General features: G+C 65.5%; 16 protein-coding genes. 5 read left to right on the top strand and 11 right to left on the bottom strand.

Annotated features, from left to right (window positions below; genetic code table 11):
* On the bottom strand, window positions 1–235 hold a 235-nt coding region (locus GJ693_RS06380; RefSeq protein ID WP_235902700.1), incomplete at its 3' end, for a GcrA family cell cycle regulator.
* A 69-nt stretch (window positions 236–304) separates the two neighbouring features.
* Here GJ693_RS06380 and GJ693_RS06385 point away from each other — a divergent pair.
* From GJ693_RS06385 to GJ693_RS06405, 5 genes are all read left to right on the top strand, one after another.
* Window positions 305–1135 (top strand): ABC transporter permease, encoded by an 831-nt coding sequence (locus GJ693_RS06385; RefSeq protein WP_408014546.1) that lies wholly within the window; start codon window positions 305–307, stop codon window positions 1133–1135.
* Window positions 1136–1326: 191 nt separating this feature from the next.
* Complete coding sequence (locus GJ693_RS06390) at window positions 1327–2514, top strand: efflux RND transporter periplasmic adaptor subunit (RefSeq protein ID WP_197042002.1); 1188 nt, start codon at window positions 1327–1329, stop codon at window positions 2512–2514.
* Complete coding sequence (locus tag GJ693_RS06395) at window positions 2514–5627, top strand: efflux RND transporter permease subunit (RefSeq protein WP_156255494.1); 3114 nt, start codon at window positions 2514–2516, stop codon at window positions 5625–5627. The genes GJ693_RS06390 and GJ693_RS06395 overlap by 1 nt, the downstream gene beginning before the upstream one ends.
* Before the next feature lie 92 nt (window positions 5628–5719).
* Window positions 5720–6127, top strand: coding sequence for a nuclear transport factor 2 family protein (locus GJ693_RS06400; RefSeq protein WP_156255495.1), 408 nt, complete (start codon window positions 5720–5722; stop codon window positions 6125–6127).
* 82 nt (window positions 6128–6209) lie between these two features.
* On the top strand, window positions 6210–6578 hold the full coding sequence (locus GJ693_RS06405) for a hypothetical protein (RefSeq protein ID WP_156255496.1): 369 nt from the start codon (window positions 6210–6212) through the stop codon (window positions 6576–6578).
* Window positions 6579–6642: 64 nt separating this feature from the next.
* Here GJ693_RS06405 and GJ693_RS06410 read toward each other — a convergent pair whose 3' ends face one another.
* The 10 genes from GJ693_RS06410 to GJ693_RS06455 all read right to left on the bottom strand — a co-directional run bounded on the left by GJ693_RS06410 (window position 6643) and on the right by GJ693_RS06455 (window position 18772).
* Window positions 6643–7185 carry a PEPxxWA-CTERM sorting domain-containing protein gene (locus tag GJ693_RS06410; RefSeq protein WP_156255497.1) on the bottom strand — a complete coding sequence of 181 codons (543 nt, stop codon included), beginning with the start codon at window positions 7183–7185 and terminating at the stop codon, window positions 6643–6645.
* 153 nt (window positions 7186–7338) lie between these two features.
* Window positions 7339–8133 carry an enoyl-CoA hydratase/isomerase family protein gene (locus tag GJ693_RS06415; protein ID WP_156255498.1) on the bottom strand — a complete coding sequence of 265 codons (795 nt, stop codon included), beginning with the start codon at window positions 8131–8133 and terminating at the stop codon, window positions 7339–7341.
* Between the two features lie 7 nt (window positions 8134–8140).
* Window positions 8141–8914: an SDR family NAD(P)-dependent oxidoreductase gene (locus GJ693_RS06420; protein ID WP_156255499.1), complete on the bottom strand. Its 774-nt coding sequence runs from the start codon at window positions 8912–8914 to the stop codon at window positions 8141–8143.
* 176 nt (window positions 8915–9090) lie between these two features.
* Complete coding sequence (locus GJ693_RS16810; RefSeq protein WP_197042003.1) at window positions 9091–11364, bottom strand: S8 family peptidase; 2274 nt, start codon at window positions 11362–11364, stop codon at window positions 9091–9093.
* A 401-nt stretch (window positions 11365–11765) separates the two neighbouring features.
* The gene (locus GJ693_RS06430; protein WP_156255500.1) at window positions 11766–13142 is read right to left on the bottom strand and encodes a class II 3-deoxy-7-phosphoheptulonate synthase; all 1377 of its coding nucleotides are present in this window, start codon (window positions 13140–13142) and stop codon (window positions 11766–11768) included.
* Window positions 13143–13265: 123 nt separating this feature from the next.
* On the bottom strand, window positions 13266–14603 hold the full coding sequence (gene gor, locus GJ693_RS06435) for a glutathione-disulfide reductase (RefSeq protein ID WP_156255501.1): 1338 nt from the start codon (window positions 14601–14603) through the stop codon (window positions 13266–13268).
* A gap of 71 nt (window positions 14604–14674) precedes the next feature.
* The gene (locus GJ693_RS06440; protein ID WP_197042004.1) at window positions 14675–15472 is read right to left on the bottom strand and encodes a DUF1294 domain-containing protein; all 798 of its coding nucleotides are present in this window, start codon (window positions 15470–15472) and stop codon (window positions 14675–14677) included.
* Window positions 15473–15490: 18 nt separating this feature from the next.
* Complete coding sequence (locus tag GJ693_RS06445; protein WP_156255503.1) at window positions 15491–16324, bottom strand: thermonuclease family protein; 834 nt, start codon at window positions 16322–16324, stop codon at window positions 15491–15493.
* A 502-nt stretch (window positions 16325–16826) separates the two neighbouring features.
* Window positions 16827–18116 carry an adenylosuccinate synthase gene (locus tag GJ693_RS06450; RefSeq protein ID WP_156255504.1) on the bottom strand — a complete coding sequence of 430 codons (1290 nt, stop codon included), beginning with the start codon at window positions 18114–18116 and terminating at the stop codon, window positions 16827–16829.
* 14 nt (window positions 18117–18130) lie between these two features.
* Entirely contained in the window at window positions 18131–18772 is a 642-nt protein-coding gene (locus tag GJ693_RS06455) for an SDR family NAD(P)-dependent oxidoreductase (RefSeq protein ID WP_235902702.1), read from the bottom strand.
* Window positions 18773–18774 lie beyond the last annotated feature (2 nt).

The raw sequence follows: 18774 nt of genomic DNA on the forward strand, positions 1-18774 counted from the left end.
GCGGCGGTGCCACACTGGCCGGGGCCGGTGCCGGCGCCGCCGCCCTTGCTGGGGCCGGGGCGGCATCGGTGGCCTTCACCGGCGACGGCCGGCTCTCCAGGCCGAGGCGGTGCGCCTTGCCGATCACGGCGTTGCGGGTGACACCTTCCCCAAGCATTTCAGCGATTTGGGTGGCGGTCATGCCGCCTTCCCAGCCCTGCTTCAGCTTGGCGATGCGTTCGTCGGTCCAGGCCATCGAAAATTCGCTTTCTGTTGTGCAACCGCCCTCTTGGCAGGCGGCGCGTTCACGCATAAGCCCCTAGCGATGATGCACGCCGATAACAAGTTGCCCGCGCACCCGGAACCCGGGGTGCCGGTGATCGCACGGCTCAACAGCGAGGGGTTGAAGACCCTCTATCTGAAAGAGGTGCGCCGCTTTTTCAAGGTGCAGCTGCAAACCATCTGGGCGCCGGCGGTGACGACCTTGCTGTTCCTGGTGATCTTCGCGGTCGCGCTTGGTCGCGGCAAGACGTTGATTTTGGGCGTTCCCTACGCCGATTTTCTGGGCCCCGGTCTGATCATCATGGGCATGATCCAGAACAGTTTTGCTAACACCTCGTCGTCGATCCTGGTCGCCAAGGTGCAGGGTTCGATCATCGATGTGCTGATGCCGCCGCTATCGGCCGGGGAGCTGATGCTGGCCTGGGTGGGCGGCGCGTTGACGCGGGCCTGGCTGGTGGGCTGTGCGGTGTGGGCGGTGATGGCGGTGGCGCCGGGGGTGGATGTGCCGATCCGCAACCCACTGCTCATCGTCTATTTTGGCACCATGGGCGCGCTGCTGCTGGCGCTGCTCGGCATCCTCACCGGCATCTGGGCTGACAAGTTCGATCATGCCGCGGCTGCCACCAACTTCGTGATCCAGCCGCTCACCCTCTTGTCGGGCACCTTCTATGCCGTGGAGCGTCTGGGGCCGACGGTCGCCAGCATCGCCCATATGAATCCCTTCTTCCACATCATCGACGGCTTTCGCGCCGGCTTCATCGGCGTGTCGGACGGGCCGCTTGGTCAATCGGCCGTGCTGCTGGCCATCACGAACGCCGTTCTGTGGGTGGTCTGCTATCGCCTGGTGAAATCAGGCTGGAAATTGCGGGCCTGACCAGGGGCCCTTGATCGGTCTCCGTGCGGCAACGACGTATTTGCGCCGCAACACAAAGAAGCCTATCGGGGCCGCGCACAAAATCGCGCGGGGGAATGCCCTGAAGAGCGCGTAAGGGTTTGGACTGCAAGACGATGACCATGGTTGCCTCCTTCTTCCGCCGCCGCGGCGCATGCACTGTGCTTGCCCCCGTGCTTGCCGTTGCGTCGCTTTGCCTTGCCGCCTGCTCGGGCAGCGGCGACGGCAAGGACGGCAAGGGGGGCATGAAGCGGCCGCCGCAGCTGGTGGCAGCGCAGACCGTGGCCATGGAGGATTTTGCGCCGACCCTGCTGGCGCTTGGCACCGTCACCCCCAGCCAGAGCGTGGCCGTGCGGCCGCGCGCCGATGGCGAGATTGTCGGCATCGCGTTCCGCGAAGGCGCCAATGTCCGCGCCGGGCAATTGCTGTTCCGTCTCGATGCCCGCCAGGCGCAGGCCAATGTCCAGCAGGCCCGCGCCGGGCTGGCCAGCGCCATTGCCGCCGAGATCCAGGCCCGGGCCGAATACAGCCGCGCTCAGGCGCTGGTGGGCAAGGGCTTCATTTCTGCGGCCGTGGTTGATCAACGACGGGCCGCAGCCGATGCCGCGCGCGCCCAGATCGATGCCGCCCGCGGCCAGGTCAAGGCCGCCGAAACCCAGTTGTCCTTCCTCACCGTCACCGCGCCGATTTCCGGGCGGACAGGGGAACTCGGCTTCCGTCTGGGTGCCAATGTGCGTCAGGGCGACGCGACGGCGCTGGTGACGATCAACCAATTGTCCCCCATCCACGTCCGCTTCCTGGTGCCGGCGGCCAATGTGCAGCAGGCGCGCCTGCTGCTCGCCAACAGCGGCGGCGCTGTGGTGGCGCGTGACCGCCAGAGCGGCGAGGTGCTGGCCACCGGCCGACTGGTGTTCCTCGACAACAATATCGATCCCGGCAACGGCGGCGTCGCCGCCCGCGCAGAGTTTCGCAACGAAGGCGACGTGCTGTGGCCGGGCGCCATTGTCGATGTGGAGTTCCCGCTGGGCCGGGCCACCCCGCACATCGCCCTGCCGGAAGGTGCCGTGCAGACCGGCCGCGATGCGCCGTTCGTGTGGGCGGTGTCCGCTGGCGGCAATGGTCCCGATGGCAAGGCGCCTGCCGGCAAGGGCGGCGGCGGCAAGGTGCAGATGCGCGATGTCGTGGTCGCCGGCCGCCTGGGCGGCAAGGTCTATCTCGCCAGCGGGCTCAAGCCGGGCGAAAAGGTGGTTGTCGATGCGCTGGCCCGCCTGCGCGATGGCGATGCCGTGCGCCTGAAAGGGCCGGGAAAGCCGCAAATGGCCGCATCGCCTGATCGTGCACCGGCGGGGAGCGCCGGCTGATGGGCTTTGTTCGCCTCTGCGTCGAGCGGCCGGTCGCCACCATCCTGCTCACGCTGGCGATCGTGTTCGGCGGCCTGTTCGGCTATCGCCAGCTGGCGGTGTCGGCGCTGCCCGAGGTGGACCTGCCGACCATCCAGATCGAGGCCAGCCTGCCCGGCGCCAACCCCGGCACCATGGCCGCATCGGTGGCAACGCCGATTGAGCGGCAGCTGTCGACCATTTCCGGCATCGAGCAGGTGATCTCCACCAGCAACACCGGCTCCACCCAGATTACCGTGCAGTTCGCGCTTGATCGCGACATTGATTCCGCTGCGCTCGACGTGCAGTCGGTGCTGTCGGCCGTCACCCGGCGGCTGCCGCCGGAGATGCCGAGCCCGCCCAGTTTCCGCAAGATCAACCCGGCCGATCAGCCGGTGCTGATCCTCTCGGTCCGCGACAAGACGCGGGCCATGAACGAACTGCAGACCCTGGTCGACACGCTGATCACGCCGCGGCTCTCCACCCTGCCAGGCGCCGGCCAGGTATTCGTGTTTGGTGATCGGCGCTTTGCCGTGCGCATCCAGTTCAGCCCGGAGGCACTGGCGGCGCGCAACCTCACGGTTGACGATCTGCGCAGCGCCGTTTCAGCCGCCAACAGCAACATCGCTGTTGGCAGCATCACCGGCGGCCCGCGCAATTTCACGCTGGATGCCTCGGGCAACATGGCGAAGCCCGAGGATTTCGCCAACATCATCATCGCGAACCGCAACGGACTGCCGGTCAAGGTTGGCGATGTTGCGAGTGTGATCAGCAGCTATGAACGGCTGCGCGGCGGCACCAAGTTCAACGGCGAACCGGCGCTGACCATGGCGATCAGCCGCCAGCCCGGCGCCAATGTCGTCAAGCTGGTGGACGCCGTGCGCGCGGTGATGCCGTCGGTGCGGGAAGCCCTGCCGCCGTCGGTCGAGATCAGCGAGATTGTCGACCGGTCCGAGAGTGTGCGCGAAAGCGTGTTCGATGCGCAGGTGACGCTGGCCGGCACCGCTTTCCTCGTCATCCTGGTCATCTATCTCGTGCTTGGCGATGCCCGCGCCACCTTTATTCCGGCCATCGTGCTGCCGGTGGCGGCCATCGGCACGTTTGCCGGCATGTATTTCTTCGGCTTCAATCTCGACAATCTGTCGCTGCTGGCCCTCACCTTGGCCACGGGTTTCGTCGTCGATGATGCCATCGTGGTGCTGGAAAATATCGTCCGCCACACCGAGGATGGCGAGGAGCCGCGCGGCGCCGCGGTCATCGGCGCCAACGAGATTGCCTTTACCGTGCTGTCGATCTCGGTGAGCCTGGTTGCCGTGTTCATCCCGCTGCTGTTCATGGGCGGCATCATCGGCCGGCTGTTCAACGAGTTCGCGGTGACGATGACGGTGTCGATCGCGGTTTCGGCAGTGCTCTCGCTCACCCTCATCCCGATGGTGGCGGCACGCATCCTGAAATCCGGCCACCAGGAACCGGGGCGCGTCGCCCGCATCACCACATCGGCTTTTGCCCGGCTCACTTCGGCCTATGTGAAGGGCCTGGACTGGACGTTGCAGCACCGCAAGGTTGTGGGCGGCCTCACCGTCGCGTCGGTCATCGTGGCGATCTGGGGCTTCACCGTCGTGCCCAAGGGCTTTTTCCCGACCGAGGACACGGGCAGCGTGTTCTTTGGCACCGAATTTGCGCCTGATCTTGGCTATGATGAGATGGTGAAGAAGCAGGACCAGCTTGCCGCCATCGTCCGCAAGGATCCGGCAGTGGCGCGGGTCAACTCGATCATGGGCGGCGATGGGAACCGTGGTCGCATGTTTGCGCCGCTGAAGCCGCGCGACGAGCGTGACAAGATCGAAGTGGTCCAGCAGCGGTTGCGCAAGGCGGCCATGGGCATCCCCGGCTTCAATGCCTTCCCCAACGTGCCGCAGAATTTGCAGTTGGGCGGCCGTCCCAGTCCGACCAATTATCAATACACCATCTCGGCAGTAGACAAGGAAACGCTCTACGGCTTTGCGCCCAAGCTGGAGCAGGCGATGCGGGGCATTCCCGGCCTGCTCGACGTGAACAGCGATTATCAGCGCGGCGCCCGCCAGGCCTATGTCGAAGTTGACCGCGCCGCGGCTGCCCGCCTTGGCGTGCCGGTCGAAGCCGTGCGCCGGGTGCTGCTGGCCGCCTATGGCAACCAGCAGATCAGCCGCATCTTCACCGACGTCGATGATTATCAGGTCATCATGGAGATTGATCCCAAGGATCAGATGAACCCCGATGCCATCGGCCGGCTGACCGTGCGCGGCGCCAATGGCAGCCTGATCCCGCTGGCAGCGGTGTCGCACGTCCGGGTGGAAGGCGCGCCGCTATCGATCTCCCACCAGAGCCAGCTGCCGGCTGTCACCATCTCCTTCAACCTGGCGCCGGGCGTGGCGCTGAGCCAGGTCAAGCCGCTGATCGAGCAGGCGGCAAACGATATTGGCCAGCCCACCGGTGTGTCCGGCGCCCTGGGCGGCAATGCGCAGCAGTTCGAAGCCTCCACCAAGTCGATGCCGATCCTGTTCCTGGCCGCGATCATCGTCATCTACATCGTGCTGGGCGTGCTCTACGAAAGCTTCATCCACCCGATCACCATCCTGTCGGGCCTGCCGGCGGCCGGCATCGGTGCGGTGATGTTCCTGTGGCTCTTCGGTATGCCGCTGGACGTGATCGGCATCATCGGCGTCGTGCTGCTGATCGGCATCGTCAAGAAGAACGCCATCATGATGATCGATTTTGCCTTGGCCGGGCAGCGCGAGCAGGGCTGGACGCCCGCCCATGCCATCCGCGAAGCCGCCGCCAAGCGCTTCCGGCCGATCATGATGACCACCTTTGCCGCCATGGCCGGGGCCGCCCCGTTGGCGCTGGGCATCGGGGCCGGGGCCGAGTTGCGCCAGCCGCTCGGCATTGCCGTGCTCGGCGGCCTCGTGGTCAGCCAGGTGCTCACCCTGTTCATCACGCCGGTGGTCTATCTCGGCATCGAAAGCCTGGGCGCCCGCGTCCGATCGCGGCGCGGCGCGGCGGAGATTGCCGAACTGCCGGGTGGCGCTGCGTTCCGGCCGGAAGCCGCCGAGTAGGCCAAGCCGGCCGGCGGCGGCTCCCCTCCCGCTTGCGGGAGGGGCTGGGGGTGGGCTTTCCGGTTAAGCTCGCCTGCAAAGGAGCGCTTGCCATGCCCACCACCGCCGAAAATCTTGCCCGCTGGCACGACCACATGGGCGCACATGACCAGCAGTTGCTGTGGGACATGCTGCACCCCGATTGCGTGTTTGAAAGCCCGGTGGTGCACACGCCGCAGGTGGGTCGGCCGATCGTGTTCAAATATCTGGCCAGCGCCGGCAATGTGCTGGGCGGCGATGGCTTCACCTATGTTGGCCAATGGCTGAACCAGACCAGCGCCATCCTGGAATTCACCAACACCATCAACGGCATCAAGGTGAATGGCATCGACATGATCACCTGGAATGATGACGGCCAGATCACGCACTTCAAGGTGATGGTGCGCCCGCTGAAGGCGATCAACATGATTCACCAGATGATGGGTGAGATGCTGCAGAAGATGGCCAGCCAACCAGCCTGAGGCCGGCCCGCGACGACATGCCGGCGGGGCAGGGCACCGGCGCGTCTGCTAATTCCGCCACATGTCGCGACCAGTTCGAACCTTGCTGCTCCTCCTGCTGCCGCTCACGGCCTGCGCGCCGGACTTGCCGCCCGAACAGGTCGCCGCGCGGCGGGCTGAAGCCCTGGCCCGCAGCAACGGCAAGGGCGACGGCACCATCCTCGCGCCGATCGCCGGACTCGATGGGGAGGGCAAGCCCGGCATCTGCGGCCTGATCGAAACGCCGGCCGGGCCAGTGCGCATCGTTGTCAGCCTGGCCGAGCGCAGCGTGCGCAGCGGCCTGCCGGCAGCGCAGGGCGGCCATCGCATGGACATCGGGGAAAGCCGCTTCTGCAGTGATGCCGCGCGGGCGCGCTGGGAGCAGCAGCAGAAGATTGACACGGTCGGCCTGATGGCGCGGGTCGACAGCTGAGGCTCACAACAAAAAGGGGCGACGCCAGGCGCCGCCCCTTTCCCCTCACCCTAACGCAAAAAGATCAGCAGCTGACCACGCGATCAGCCAACCGCCGGCGACGCAGCGCACCGCCCGCCAGGCCAAAGCCGGCCAGCAGCAACATCCAGCTCGCCGGTTCCGGCACGCCCGTAGTATAAACCAGATTGTCGAAGGCCAGATATTCGCCGCCGCCCTGCAGCAGGCTGAAACTGATCGACTTCAGGTCCGACCAACCCAGCTGGTAAGTCTGGAAGCCAAAGCCGACGTTGAGCACGGTCGAGATGGTGCTGTTGTCGAACAAGGTGCCGGTCACCAGCGTCGTGTCGGTCTGAAGGCCAGAATGGCCGAACGGACCGAAGGCGAGATCCACCGATGCCACGCTGAACAACCCATTGCCGGGCCGGCTGAATGTGGTGTCGCCAAAACCGCTGGCCATCACGGTGGACGGCGGCAGGGTCGGAAAATCAGCGGGGTTGGATGTGCTGTAATAGCAATCGACCCCTCCACCCAGCGAATAGTTGAGGCCGCCGCTGCTGGTGTTGGCATCGAAGCAGTAGAAGGCCTGCTTGTCTTCGAAATTGACCACAGCCGCACTGGCAGCATGTGCCGAGGCAAGGGCAAGCAACCCCGCCACTGCAAGCTTTACAACAGACGCCACCACGACCTCCTCGATCGACAAAAGCAACCACTATCGAGGTAGTTAGCCTATTATGGTGAAGGAAGCGTGAAGTGCGGTGGTTCAGAGCGTGGAATAGTTGGGCGGCCGCTTTTCCAGGAACGCGGCCAGCCCTTCCTTGAAGTCGTCGCTGGCGGCGCACATCAGCTGGTTGCGGTTTTCAATCGCCATCGCGGCCTCCAGGCTGGGCGCGTCGATGGCAAAGCCCAGGCCCTCCTTGGTCATCCTGAGACCAATGGGGGAAGTGGCCAGCATCTCCGCCACCAGTGCCTCGCCAGCGGCATCCAACTCGGCATCCGGCACCACCTGGCTCACCAGGCCGGTGGCGAGCGCGCGGTCGGCATGGATGAAGCGGCCGGTCATCATCAGCTCGGCGGCCAGGCTCGCCCCCACCAGCCGTGGCAGGAAATAGGACACGCCCATGTCGCAGCTGGACAGGCCCAGCTTGATGAAGGCGGCGTTCATGCGGGCCGATTGGGCGGCGATGCGGATATCGCTGGCCAGCGCGAAGGCAAAGCCGCCGCCGCAGGCCGGGCCGTGGATCAGGCTGATGATCGGCTGCGGGCAGCGCCGCATCTTCACATAGACGTCCGCCAGCCAGCCCTGGAAACCGAAACCGCCGGCAAAGGGTGCCGGCTCGCTGCCTTGCGCCTTGATGTCGAGCCCGGCGGAATACGCCCGGCCAGCGCCCTTCATCACCACGATACGGGTGTGCCTGGCGTGGAAAAGCTTGCCGAAATAGTCCGACAGATCGGCCACCATCTGGTTGTTGATGCTGTTCAGCGCCTCGGGTCGATTGAGCGTCAGCCAGTCAACCGGGCCGCGCTGCTCGATGTGGATGGTTTCGTACGTCATCATCGGTTCCTCAGCGGTTGGACTGGCCATCGTCGATCTTGATTACCGTGCCGGTCACCGCCTCGCTGGCCGGGGCGACGAGGTAGAGCAGGGTCGAATCCATCATTGCCGGATCGCCCAGGCGCTTGCGGCGGAAATGCTGGGTGATGTCGCCCATGCGGCTCAACATCCCGTCCATCATCTCGCTGGCAAAGGCGCCCGGTGCGATGGCGTTGACGTTGATCGGCCACCGCGCCCATTCCACCGCCAACACCTCGGTCATCCGCACCACGGCGGCCTTGGTCATGCTGTAGAGCGCGGCGCCCTGGCCGGCATATTCGAACGCGGCCATCGAGGCGATGTTGACAATCCGCAGCGGCTTGCCATCGGCGATCCGCCGCGCGGCAAGGCTGGTGGAGAGCAGCCAGGGCGCGTTGACGTTCACCGCCATGACCTGGTTGTACAGCGCGGGGCTGACCTTGTGGGCCCGCGCCGCATCGGGAATGCCGGCGTTGTTGATCAGGATGGACACCGGCCCCAGCGCCGCCTCCACGGTTTCGGCCAGGCCAGTGCATTGCGCCTGATCGGCGACGTCGATCTGGAAGGCGTGGGCGCGGCCGCCAGCGGCGTTGATCTCGGCCACCAGCGCCTCCAGCCTGTCGGCACGGCGGGCGCAAAGCGCCACCGTGGCGCCGGCCGCAGCCAGCACGCGGGCAAAGCGCGCACCCAGGCCGGACGAGGCGCCGGTGACAATGGCGGTTTGCCCGGTTAGATCAAGGGCGGCATTGGGCAGCGGATAGGGCATGGTGGCAGCCTCTGGCAGATGGAAAGCCCATCATTGCCAGCGCTCCCCGCCACCGCCATTGCCAGAAGGAAGAGGGGCAAAGGCGGAAAGGGCCGGCCAGGTTTCCCCGGCCAGCCCCGCCCCGCACGGCGCGTGCGCCGTGACCCCATGACGGTGGCGGCGCCTGCCGCGCTCCGTCAAGCAATCATGATGTTGGTATTGGCCAGATCGGCCCAGTTCAGGCGGCCGTGATCAAGGCCGGCGGCGGCAAAGCTGTGGGCGCCGTCGGCGGCAAACACGTCGGCCGCGCTGAAGCCGCTGGCGTCAAACCCGGCCGGATCGGCGCTGACATTGCTGCCGTCGACAAAGCTGACGCTGGCCACGCTGGTGGCGCCGGCGCCCTGATTGGCGAAGATGAAATCGGCCATTGTCACCGTCTTGGTGCCCTGGACCAGGGCAATGATTTCATCCAGCGTGTCGTACTTCCCGTTGCCGTTGCTGTCGAACATGATGCGCATGCCGGTGAAACCACCGAGCGAGCCCTGACTGAGGAAGTAGGTGCCTTCGGCCAGCTGGATCTTGTCACCGGCGGTGAAGTCGGTGATGCGGGCATAGTCGCCGGCCCCGCGGTTTCCAGCGCGGCCATCGTCATAGAAGCGGCCGCGGCCATCCCCCAGCACGAAGATATCGTTGCCCGCGTTGCCGGTGAGCACGTCGACGGTGAAGCTGCCCAGCCTGGTGCTGCTCGTCGGCACACCGGTGATGATATCGTCACCTGCAGTGCCGTTGACCAGCTTGTCTGAGCCTTCGGTGCCATAAATCACGGTGGCGGTCGTTGGGGCAGGCGCAGGCGCCGGTGCCGGAGCCGGAGCCGGCGCCGGTGCAGGTGCCGGAGCAGGAGTCTGGCCGAGACCCGCCGTGATCAGATCATTGATGTCGAGACGGCCGCCGGTCACCGTGATGTTGGTGAGCGAGGTGGTGGCTTCAGCGGTCTGCAGCAGCAGGGCCTTCAACTGCGCGCCGGTCAGCGACTCGTTGTAGGCGCTGAGCAAGCCAAGCGCACCGGTGACATGCGGTGTCGCCATCGAAGTGCCGGTGTACGAGGCATAATTGCCGCCCGGCGTCGTTGACACGATCGAGCTGCCCGGCGCGCCGATATCCACGGTCGTCTTGCCATAGTTGGACGATCCGGCCCTGGCACCGGTCGAGGTGATGTTGGCCACCGAGATCACATTGTCCCAGCCCGCAGCGGCCTGGGTGTTGTAATTGGTGGGGAAATAGCCGGTGGTGTCGTTGTTGTCGCCAACGGCATCGCTGCCGCCATTGCCAGCCGCGGCCACGAACAGCAGATCCTGCTTGGCGGCGCGCACGATGGCATCAAGCATCGACTGCGACGAACTGGTGCCGCCCCAGCTGTTGTTGGTGCCGACATAGTTGCCGGGACCAGCATCATAGGCCTTGGCAATATTGGTGTAATAATCAATGGCGCTGATCGCCGCCGATGTTGTGCCCGAACCGCTGTCGGGCAGGAACTTCAGCGCCACCATCTGGACTGCCCAGTTGACACCGGCGACGCCAACCCCGTTGTTGCCGAGCGCGCCGATGGTGCCCGACACGTGGGTGCCATGGCCGTTGCCGTCCATCGGATCATTGGTGTTGGTGACGAAGTTCCAGCCGATCAGATCGTCCTTGTAGCCGTTGCCGTCGTTGTCGACGCCATTTTCCCAGCGCACGTCGTTGAGCAGGTCGCCGGCATCGATGCGGCCGTTGGCGTTGACGTCCTTCACGGCAGCGGCATTGGCGGCATTGTTCAGATCGCGGAAGGTGATCAGTCCATCGCTGTCGGTATCGACGAGGCCGAGGTTCTTCGGCACTTCGCCGGGGTTCAGCCAGATGTTCAGATAAAGATCGGGATGGGTGTAATCGATGCCGGTATCGATAACGCCAACCACCGTCTTGGTGGACCCGGTGTAGCCGCGGTCCCAGGCTTCAGCGGCTTGGCTACCAAAGGCATTGGTCGGCGTGGTGGTGTCGCCATACATGCCCCACAGGCTGCCGCTGGTGTAACGCGGATCGTTGGTGCCCTGCACGGCAATGCCCGAATTGGCTTCGGCATAGGCAACATTGGGGTTGTGCGACAGCGCGTTCATCACCGCTTCGCTGCTGTGGCCGCTGGCCACCTTGATCACCAGCAGATCACCATCGGCAGCACTGCGGATCACGGCGGCGTCAGTGCCGCCAGCCTTATTGATCGCCAAGGCCTGATCAGCGGCACTGGCACCAGCGCGGAATTGCACCAGCAGTTCGGTGACGGGCGCGGGGGCCGCTGCCGGCGTGGCCGGGGCGCCATCGGGACGACCGAGCGCCGAAATGCCGCCGGCATCGTCCAGACGCTGATCAAAGCGCGAGACAACGCCCACATCGTCTCGAACCAGTTCGTCGTGAGCCACTCGACCACGCAACAGAGCCATTGTGATTTGCCCCTTCACACACGCAACGCCATCTTTACCGTCGTTAACGCGCACTGAATTTCAGTAAATAACCGGTTACGCCAAGCAACTAGTAACGAACCCTTTACTTGTCCAAAGAATCAGACAAGAAAATCTTTCGTTAACCTTCTGTTCCAAAACACAGAAACATCCGGTTTCAACGGCTGCTTATTCCGTATTGGTGTGAAAAATGTAAACGCGATTCAAAAAGCGTGCTGAATCATTTTCAACCATGATCGTTTCAGATTCGTTAGATTCTATTTGCTGCAAAAGTGTAACCGCGACCCCGCTCATCCTGCGGTCAGTCGTGCCCCAAACGCGTTGCGCCCGGCCAGCCGGATGGGGGCTGGCCGGGCGCTGCCGGCGTCACAATGTGGTCTGGATCAGGCCGCGGCGCTGCTCGCCAGGGCGGCGCGTTCGGCCTTCAGGGCTTCGGCGATAAGGAACGCCATTTCAAGGGACTGGCTGGCATTCAGGCGCGGATCGCACTGCGTCTGATAGCGGCTTGCCAGGCCCTCATCCGAAATGGCGATGGCGCCGCCGGTGCACTCCGTCACGTCCTGTCCGGTCATCTCCAGATGGATGCCACCAGCATGGGTGCCCTCGGCCCGGTGAATGGCGAAGAACCGGGTCACTTCGGCAAGAATCCTGTCAAACGGACGGGTCTTCAGGCCGCCTGCAGCCTTGATCGTGTTGCCGTGCATCGGGTCACAGCTCCACAAAACATTTCGCCCTTCACGCGTCACGGCGCGAATCAGGCGGGGCAAATTGGCATCCACCTTGTCATGACCGAATCGGGTGATGAGGGTGATTCGGCCGGGCTGATTCGCCGGATTCAGCGTGTCGAGCAGGCGAATCAGGTCATCGGCTTCCAGGCTCGGCCCGCATTTCAGGCCCAACGGGTTGCCGACTCCGCGCAGGAATTCGACATGGGCACTGCCCGCAAAGCGCGTGCGATCGCCAATCCAGAGCATATGCGCCGAGGTGTCGTACCAATCGCCGGTCAGGCTGTCCTGCCGGGTCATCGCCTCTTCATAGCCCAGCAGCAGAGCCTCGTGGCTGGTAAAGAAACTGGTGCCCTTCAGTTGCGGCACGGTATCGGGCGACAGGCCAATGGCGGCCATGAAATCCAGCGCCTCGCCGATGCGATCGGCCAGTTGGGCATATTGATCGGCCCAGGGGCTGCGCGCGGCAAAGTCCAGGTTCCATTTGTGGACCTGGTGCAGATTGGCATAGCCGCCGCTGGCAAAGGCACGCAGCAGGTTGAGCGTCGCCGCCGACTGCAGGTAGCCGCGGATCATGCGCTGCGGATCGGGCGTGCGCGCGGCTTCGGTGAAGGCGATATCGTTGACATTGTCGCCGCGATAGCTGGGCAGTGAGACGCCATCGACCTCCTCGAAATCACCCGAGCGCGGCTTGGCGAACTGCCCGGCCATGCGGCCGACCTTCACGATCGGCATCTTGCTGGCGAAGGTCATCACCACCGCCATCTGCAGCAGTACACGAAAGGTGTCGCGGATGGTGTTGGGGTGGAATTCGGCAAAGCTTTCGGCGCAGTCGCCGCCCTGCAGCAGGAAGGCGTTGCCGGCCGCAACATCGGCCAGCCGCGTCGTCAGATCGCGGGCCTCGCCAGCAAACACCAGCGGTGGATAGGACCGCAGTTCCGTTTCCACGGCCTTGAGCGCGGCCGCATCCGGGTAAGTGGGCAGTTGCCGGGCTTCGCAGGCGCGCCAGCTGTCGGGGGTCCAGTTCTTGGTCATGACGGGGGTGCTTTGCACAGATTTTGCCATGGGGCGCAAGGGAGCGGTCCTGGCGGTAACGGCCGGCAGCCAGCCCGGCCGGCTTTGCGCGAGTCCGCGCGCGGCACGCGCGCTGGCCGCGCTTCAGCGCATCAGCACCAGCTCCTCGCTCATCGTCGGATGCAGCGCCATGGTCTCGTCGAACTGCGCCTTGGTCAGCCCGGCCTTCACGGCGATGGCGACGGCTTGCAGGATCTCCGGCGCGTCCGGACCGATCATGTGGGCGCCCACCACGCGATCGGTCGCGGCATCGACCACAAGCTTGTAGAGCGCGCGCTCGTTGCGGCCGGCCAGCACATTCTTCATCGGCCGGAAGTCCGACGTGAACACACGCACCTCGCCGAAGGCATTGCGGGCCTGGGCTTCGGTCATGCCGACGCTGCCCAGCGGCGGGTTGGAGAAGACGGCCGAGGGAATGGCGCGATAATCCACCCGCCACGGCTTGCCGCCGAACTGGCTGTCGGCAAAGGCATGGCCTTCGCGGATGGCGACCGGGGTCAACTGCACGCGGTCGGTGACATCGCCGACGGCGAAGATGTTGGGCACGTTGGTGCGATTGTCGGGATCAACGGCGATGGCGCCCTTTTCATTCAAGGACACGCCCGCCGCATCCAGCCCCAGGCCCTCGACATTGGGCACCCGGCCCAGCGCCCACATCACCAGATCGGTATCGAGTTTCTTGCCGTCGGTGAAATGCAGGCGCAGGCCGTCTTCCCGCTTCTCGACCCGTTCCAGACGGCAGTTGAGCTTGAAGTTCAGCCCCTTGGCCATGCTGATGTGCAGCAGCCGATCAGCCAGCGCCGGCTCCCAGCCACGCAGGATGGTGTCGCTGCGGTTGATCAACGTCACGTCGACGCCCAGCTCGTGGAACACGCCGGCAAATTCGGTAGCGATATAGCCGGCGCCGGCAATGACGATGCGGCGGGGCAGGGCGGGCAGATGGAACACCTCGTTGGAGGTGATGCCATGCTCGGCGCCCGGCACGTCAGGAATAAAGGGCCGCGCCCCACTGGCGATCAGGATCTTCTCGGCGGTGTGGCGCTGGCCGGCAACTTCGACGGTATGGGCATCGATCAGCGTGGCATGGCCAAGCAGCGTGGTGACCCGGTTGTTGTCGAGCGTCGCCTGGTAAAGGCCATTCAGCCGGTCAACCTCGGCCGCCACATTGTCGCGCAGCGTCGGCCAATCGAAACGCTTGCCCTCGATCTGCCAACCGAAGCGGCCGGCATCTTCCAGGTCCTCGGCGAAATGGGCACCATAGACGAGCAGTTTCTTGGGCACGCAGCCGCGGATCACGCAGGTGCCGCCCACCCGATATTCCTCGGCCACCGCCACGCGCGCGCCATGCCCGGCAGCGATGCGACTGGCGCGCACCCCGCCCGAACCGGCACCAATCACCAACAGGTCGAAATCATGGCTCATGCCGCCCCCATAAGCTGGCGTCCGCGCCGGCGCCAATCAATTTGCCCGATGGCGCTGATGCAGCGGGTGCATCACCCAGCCAGCCACCAGTAAAGGCCGCCCAGCATCAGCCCGGCCTGCACGCCGCTGATGACGAGCAGGCCGCCCTTGAAACTGTCCTTGGCGGATTTGTGGCGCAGATGATTGATGGCGTGCCACGCCGCCGGTGAGCCGCCGAGCGCCGCCCAGCCCAGCAGCGTCGATTCCGCGATGCGCTGGCGGGAACGGCCGGCCCGGGCGCGACGCTTGTCGAGCGCGAACAGACTCCAGGTGATGGCATTGATCACCAGCAGCGCCGCCAGCAGCAGCAGGGCGATGCGGCTGTTGCCCGATGTGCTGGCGCTGCGCGGGGCAGCAATGACCGGGGTGTCAGCGGGAACGATGACGCGTTCCGGTTCGGGAAGCGCGGCCGGTGCGGGTTCGGCGCGCGCTTGCGCCGGGGCAGGGCGCGCCGCCACCGCCCCGTCGCTGCAATCCAGCGGGGCATAGCGCGGCACCGCCATGCCGCCGGCGATCATCGCGCAACTGATGTTCACGCCATCCGCCGTGCAATTGACGATACGGCGGCCATAGGAGTCGGTGTCTTCCAGCACGCATTGCACATCGCGGCCCTGGGTCAGGCTGCGCAGATAATCGCGTGCGGCGAACGGGTCGCCCTCCACGCACGTCCGGCCCGGCCGGCAGGCGCCCGGCATCTCCGGCGCATCTATGCCTTGCAGGCGCAGCGATCCCGGCACATTGGCGCAGCGCATGTTGTCGCCGTCATGGTGGCTGGGATTCACGCAGGAAAAGCTGGCAGCGGCAGCCAACATGATTGGGGCAAGCGACATGCCCCATGGTCTATCGGTTCAGCTGAAGAAACACCACCACAGCACGCCCAGCACCACGCCCACCTGCAGGCCGGTGATGCCGACCAGGCGTGATTGCAGGCTTTCGCGCTGGCGCCCGGCATGGCGGGTAAACAGCGCTGTCCAGGCCGCGGGGGAGGCACCCGCCGCGGCCAAGCCGAGAAACAGCCAGGGATCAAGCCTGTCCATCGGCGCGCCCCAGCGCTGGCGCGACGGCCAGCGTTCGTGCGCCAGTTGCAGCAGCGCCAGATTGGCCATCGCCATCCACAGGCCGACCATCACCATGGCGCCGGCCACCGGCAGTGACCAGGGCGCATCGCTGATCGGCAGTGACGACAGCGCCACCCGCGATGGTGGTTCCGGCGGGGTATTGGCAGCTTCCATCGAGATGATCTGGCCGGCGGCCGGCAGGCTCTTGCGGAATCCGTCCGTCCGCAGCACGGCCGGGCGCGGCCGCACCGGGGTGCAATCGCAATCGCCGGCGGTGCGGCTTGGCACGGCATAGCCGCTGGCCAGCATCGCGCATGACAGATCAACCCCTTCCACCCGGCAGCGGGCGAGGGTGCGGCCTTCGGCATCGGTGGCTTCGGCTTCGCAGGCGAGCGGGCGACCCAATGTGAGGTTGCGCAGCGCGTCGCGGGCGGCCCAGGGATCGCCGGGCGGACAATATTCGCCGGGTTTACAGGTTGCGGGCATGGCGGGCGTATCAATGCCCATCAGCCGGACGATCGCCGGTTGATTGGCACAACGCACCGTGCTGGCGTTGTCGTGGACCGGCGCAAGGCAGGTGAAACTGCCCAGAAACGCCCCCGCAATGATGTCCCCCGCAAACATTCTGAACGCCAACACCCCAAGTTTGCGTAACGCAGCGCGGCCCAGGTTGCCGCAAACGCTGCACCGGAACAGTCAACCGCACGGCTGTTCCGGCACGCCATTGGCGATGTCGAAACTGTCGCGATCATCTGTGCTGCCCTTGCCCCCCAATCGTCGGGCAAACAGACGCAGATGGTCGCGACAGGCAGTTGGCCATCCGGTCACGCAGGCCCGCCCGGGCCTGCAGTTGACCGGCAAATCCGGCACTTCGTTGCCATTGGCTACACTGCCCTGGCCAGATGGCGAGAGCGGCATTTGCCCCTGTCGCGCTGGTCAGGTCCATCAGCCGAACGGTTGCTGACACCCGTGAGGATGCAGCATCCGCCAGTGCGGCGCATGACTGTCACCACTTTGGAAGAAATTTACGATTTGGCAAGTGCCTTGACAGAAGTCTGGCAAGATTTCTGCAAGACTTTCGTCACCGATGAACCTGCCGTCGGATGGCCGCGCGGGCGGCCCGCCGTCAATCGCGGAACGGGTCCTTCACCAGGATCGTGTCGTCGCGCTCCGGCGAGGTGGAGACCAGCGCCACCGGGCACTCGGTCAATTCCTCGATGCGGCGGATATACTTGATTGCCTGGGCCGGCAGCTGGGCCCAGCTGCGGGCGCCGGCTGTCGATTCGCTCCAGCCTTCGAACGCCTCGTAAATGGGTTCGACCCGGGCCTGGTCGGCCGGATGGGCGGGCAGGTGATCGAGCACTTCGCCGTCGAGGCGATAGCCGGTGCAGATCATCACCGTCTCCAGCCCGTCGAGCACGTCGAGCTTGGTCAGCGCCATGCCGGTGATGCCACCCACGGCAATGGCCTGGCGCACCAGCACGGCATCGAACCAGCCACAGCGGCGCTTGCGGCCGGTGACGGTGCCGAATTCGTGGCCACGTTCGCCCAGGCGCTGACCAACATCGTTGTCCTGCTCAGTGGGGAAGGGGCCGGAACCGACGCGGGTGGTGTAGGCCTTGGTGATGCCGAGCACATAACCGGTGGCATCCGGCCCCATGCCCGAGCCGGCAGCGGCCTGGCCGGCGACGACGTTTGATGAGGTGACGAACGGCCAGGTGCCGTGATCGACGTCGAGCAGCACGCCCTGCGCGCCTTCGAACAGGATGCGGTCACGCCGCCAGCGCGCGTCGCGCAGCCGTTTCCAAACGGGCTGGATATAGGGCAGCACGGCCGGCGCCACGTCGGCGAGCTGGGCCTTCAGTTCATCGGCGTCCACAGGCGCCACACCGAAACCGGCGCGCAGGGCGTTGTGGTGGGCGAGCAGGCGCTCCAATTGCGGGCCGATCTCGTCAAGATGCGCCAGATCGATGACACGCAGGGCACGGCGGCCCACCTTGTCCTCATAGGCCGGGCCAATGCCGCGCCTTGTGGTGCCGATCTTGCCGGCGCCCATGGCATCCTCGCGCAGCGCGTCGAGGTCGCGGTGCAGCGGCAGGATCAGCGGGCAGGTTTCGGACACGGCCAGATTTTCCGGCGTGATGTTCACGCCCATGCCGGCGATGCGGGCGACCTCGTCGCGGAAGTGCCAGGGATCGAACACCACGCCGTTGCCGATAACGGAAAGCGTGCCGCGCACGATGCCGGAGGGCAGGAGGGAGAGCTTGTAGGTCTGGTTGCCGACCACCAGCGTGTGCCCGGCATTGTGGCCGCCCTGGAATCGCACCACCACATCGGCCCGCGCCGACAGCCAGTCGACAATCTTGCCCTTGCCTTCATCGCCCCACTGGGCGCCCACCACGGTCACGTTCGGCATGTCAGATGTCCCGTTCAGCGCACATAGGAGGCGCCGTTGATATCGAGGGTGGCGCCGGTCATCGAGGCGGGCGCCTCCAGGCTGAGCCAGCGGATCATTTCGGCGACTTCGTCCGGCATGGCGACGCGGCCCAGCGGAATGTCGGCCAGCAATTTGTCGCCGCCGCGGCTGGCGAGATATTCCTCCGCCATGCCGGTCATGGTGAAACCGGGCGTGATGGCAAAGGCGAGGATATTCTGCGCGGCATAGCCGCGGGCGATCGTCTTGGTCAGTGCCAGCATGCCGCCCTTGGCTGCCGCATAATGCCAGTGCTTGGGCGAATCGCCGCGATGGCCGGCGCGACTGGCGACATTGATGATGCGGCCACCACCGTTGGCCTGAAAATGCAGCACGGCATGGCGGCACAGATCGGCGGCGCTCTGCAGGTTGATGGCGTGGCTGCGGGCCCAGGTGTCCGCAAAGCCGTCGGCATCGTCAATGTCGGCGGCCTCGAACACGCCGGCATTGTTGACCAGCACGTCGATGCGGCCACCGGCGCGCTCCAGCGCCTCGGCCCACACGGCGTCGGCGGCGCGGGGCTGCGCGAAATCGGCGGCGATCAGCCCGTCGCCGCCGGCCGTCGATTGGCCGATGACAAGGTGGCCGNCCCGTTCCAGAT

Source organism: Sandarakinorhabdus oryzae (assembly GCF_009733735.1).
In the GTDB taxonomy this organism is placed as follows: domain Bacteria; phylum Pseudomonadota; class Alphaproteobacteria; order Sphingomonadales; family Sphingomonadaceae; genus Sandarakinorhabdus; species Sandarakinorhabdus oryzae.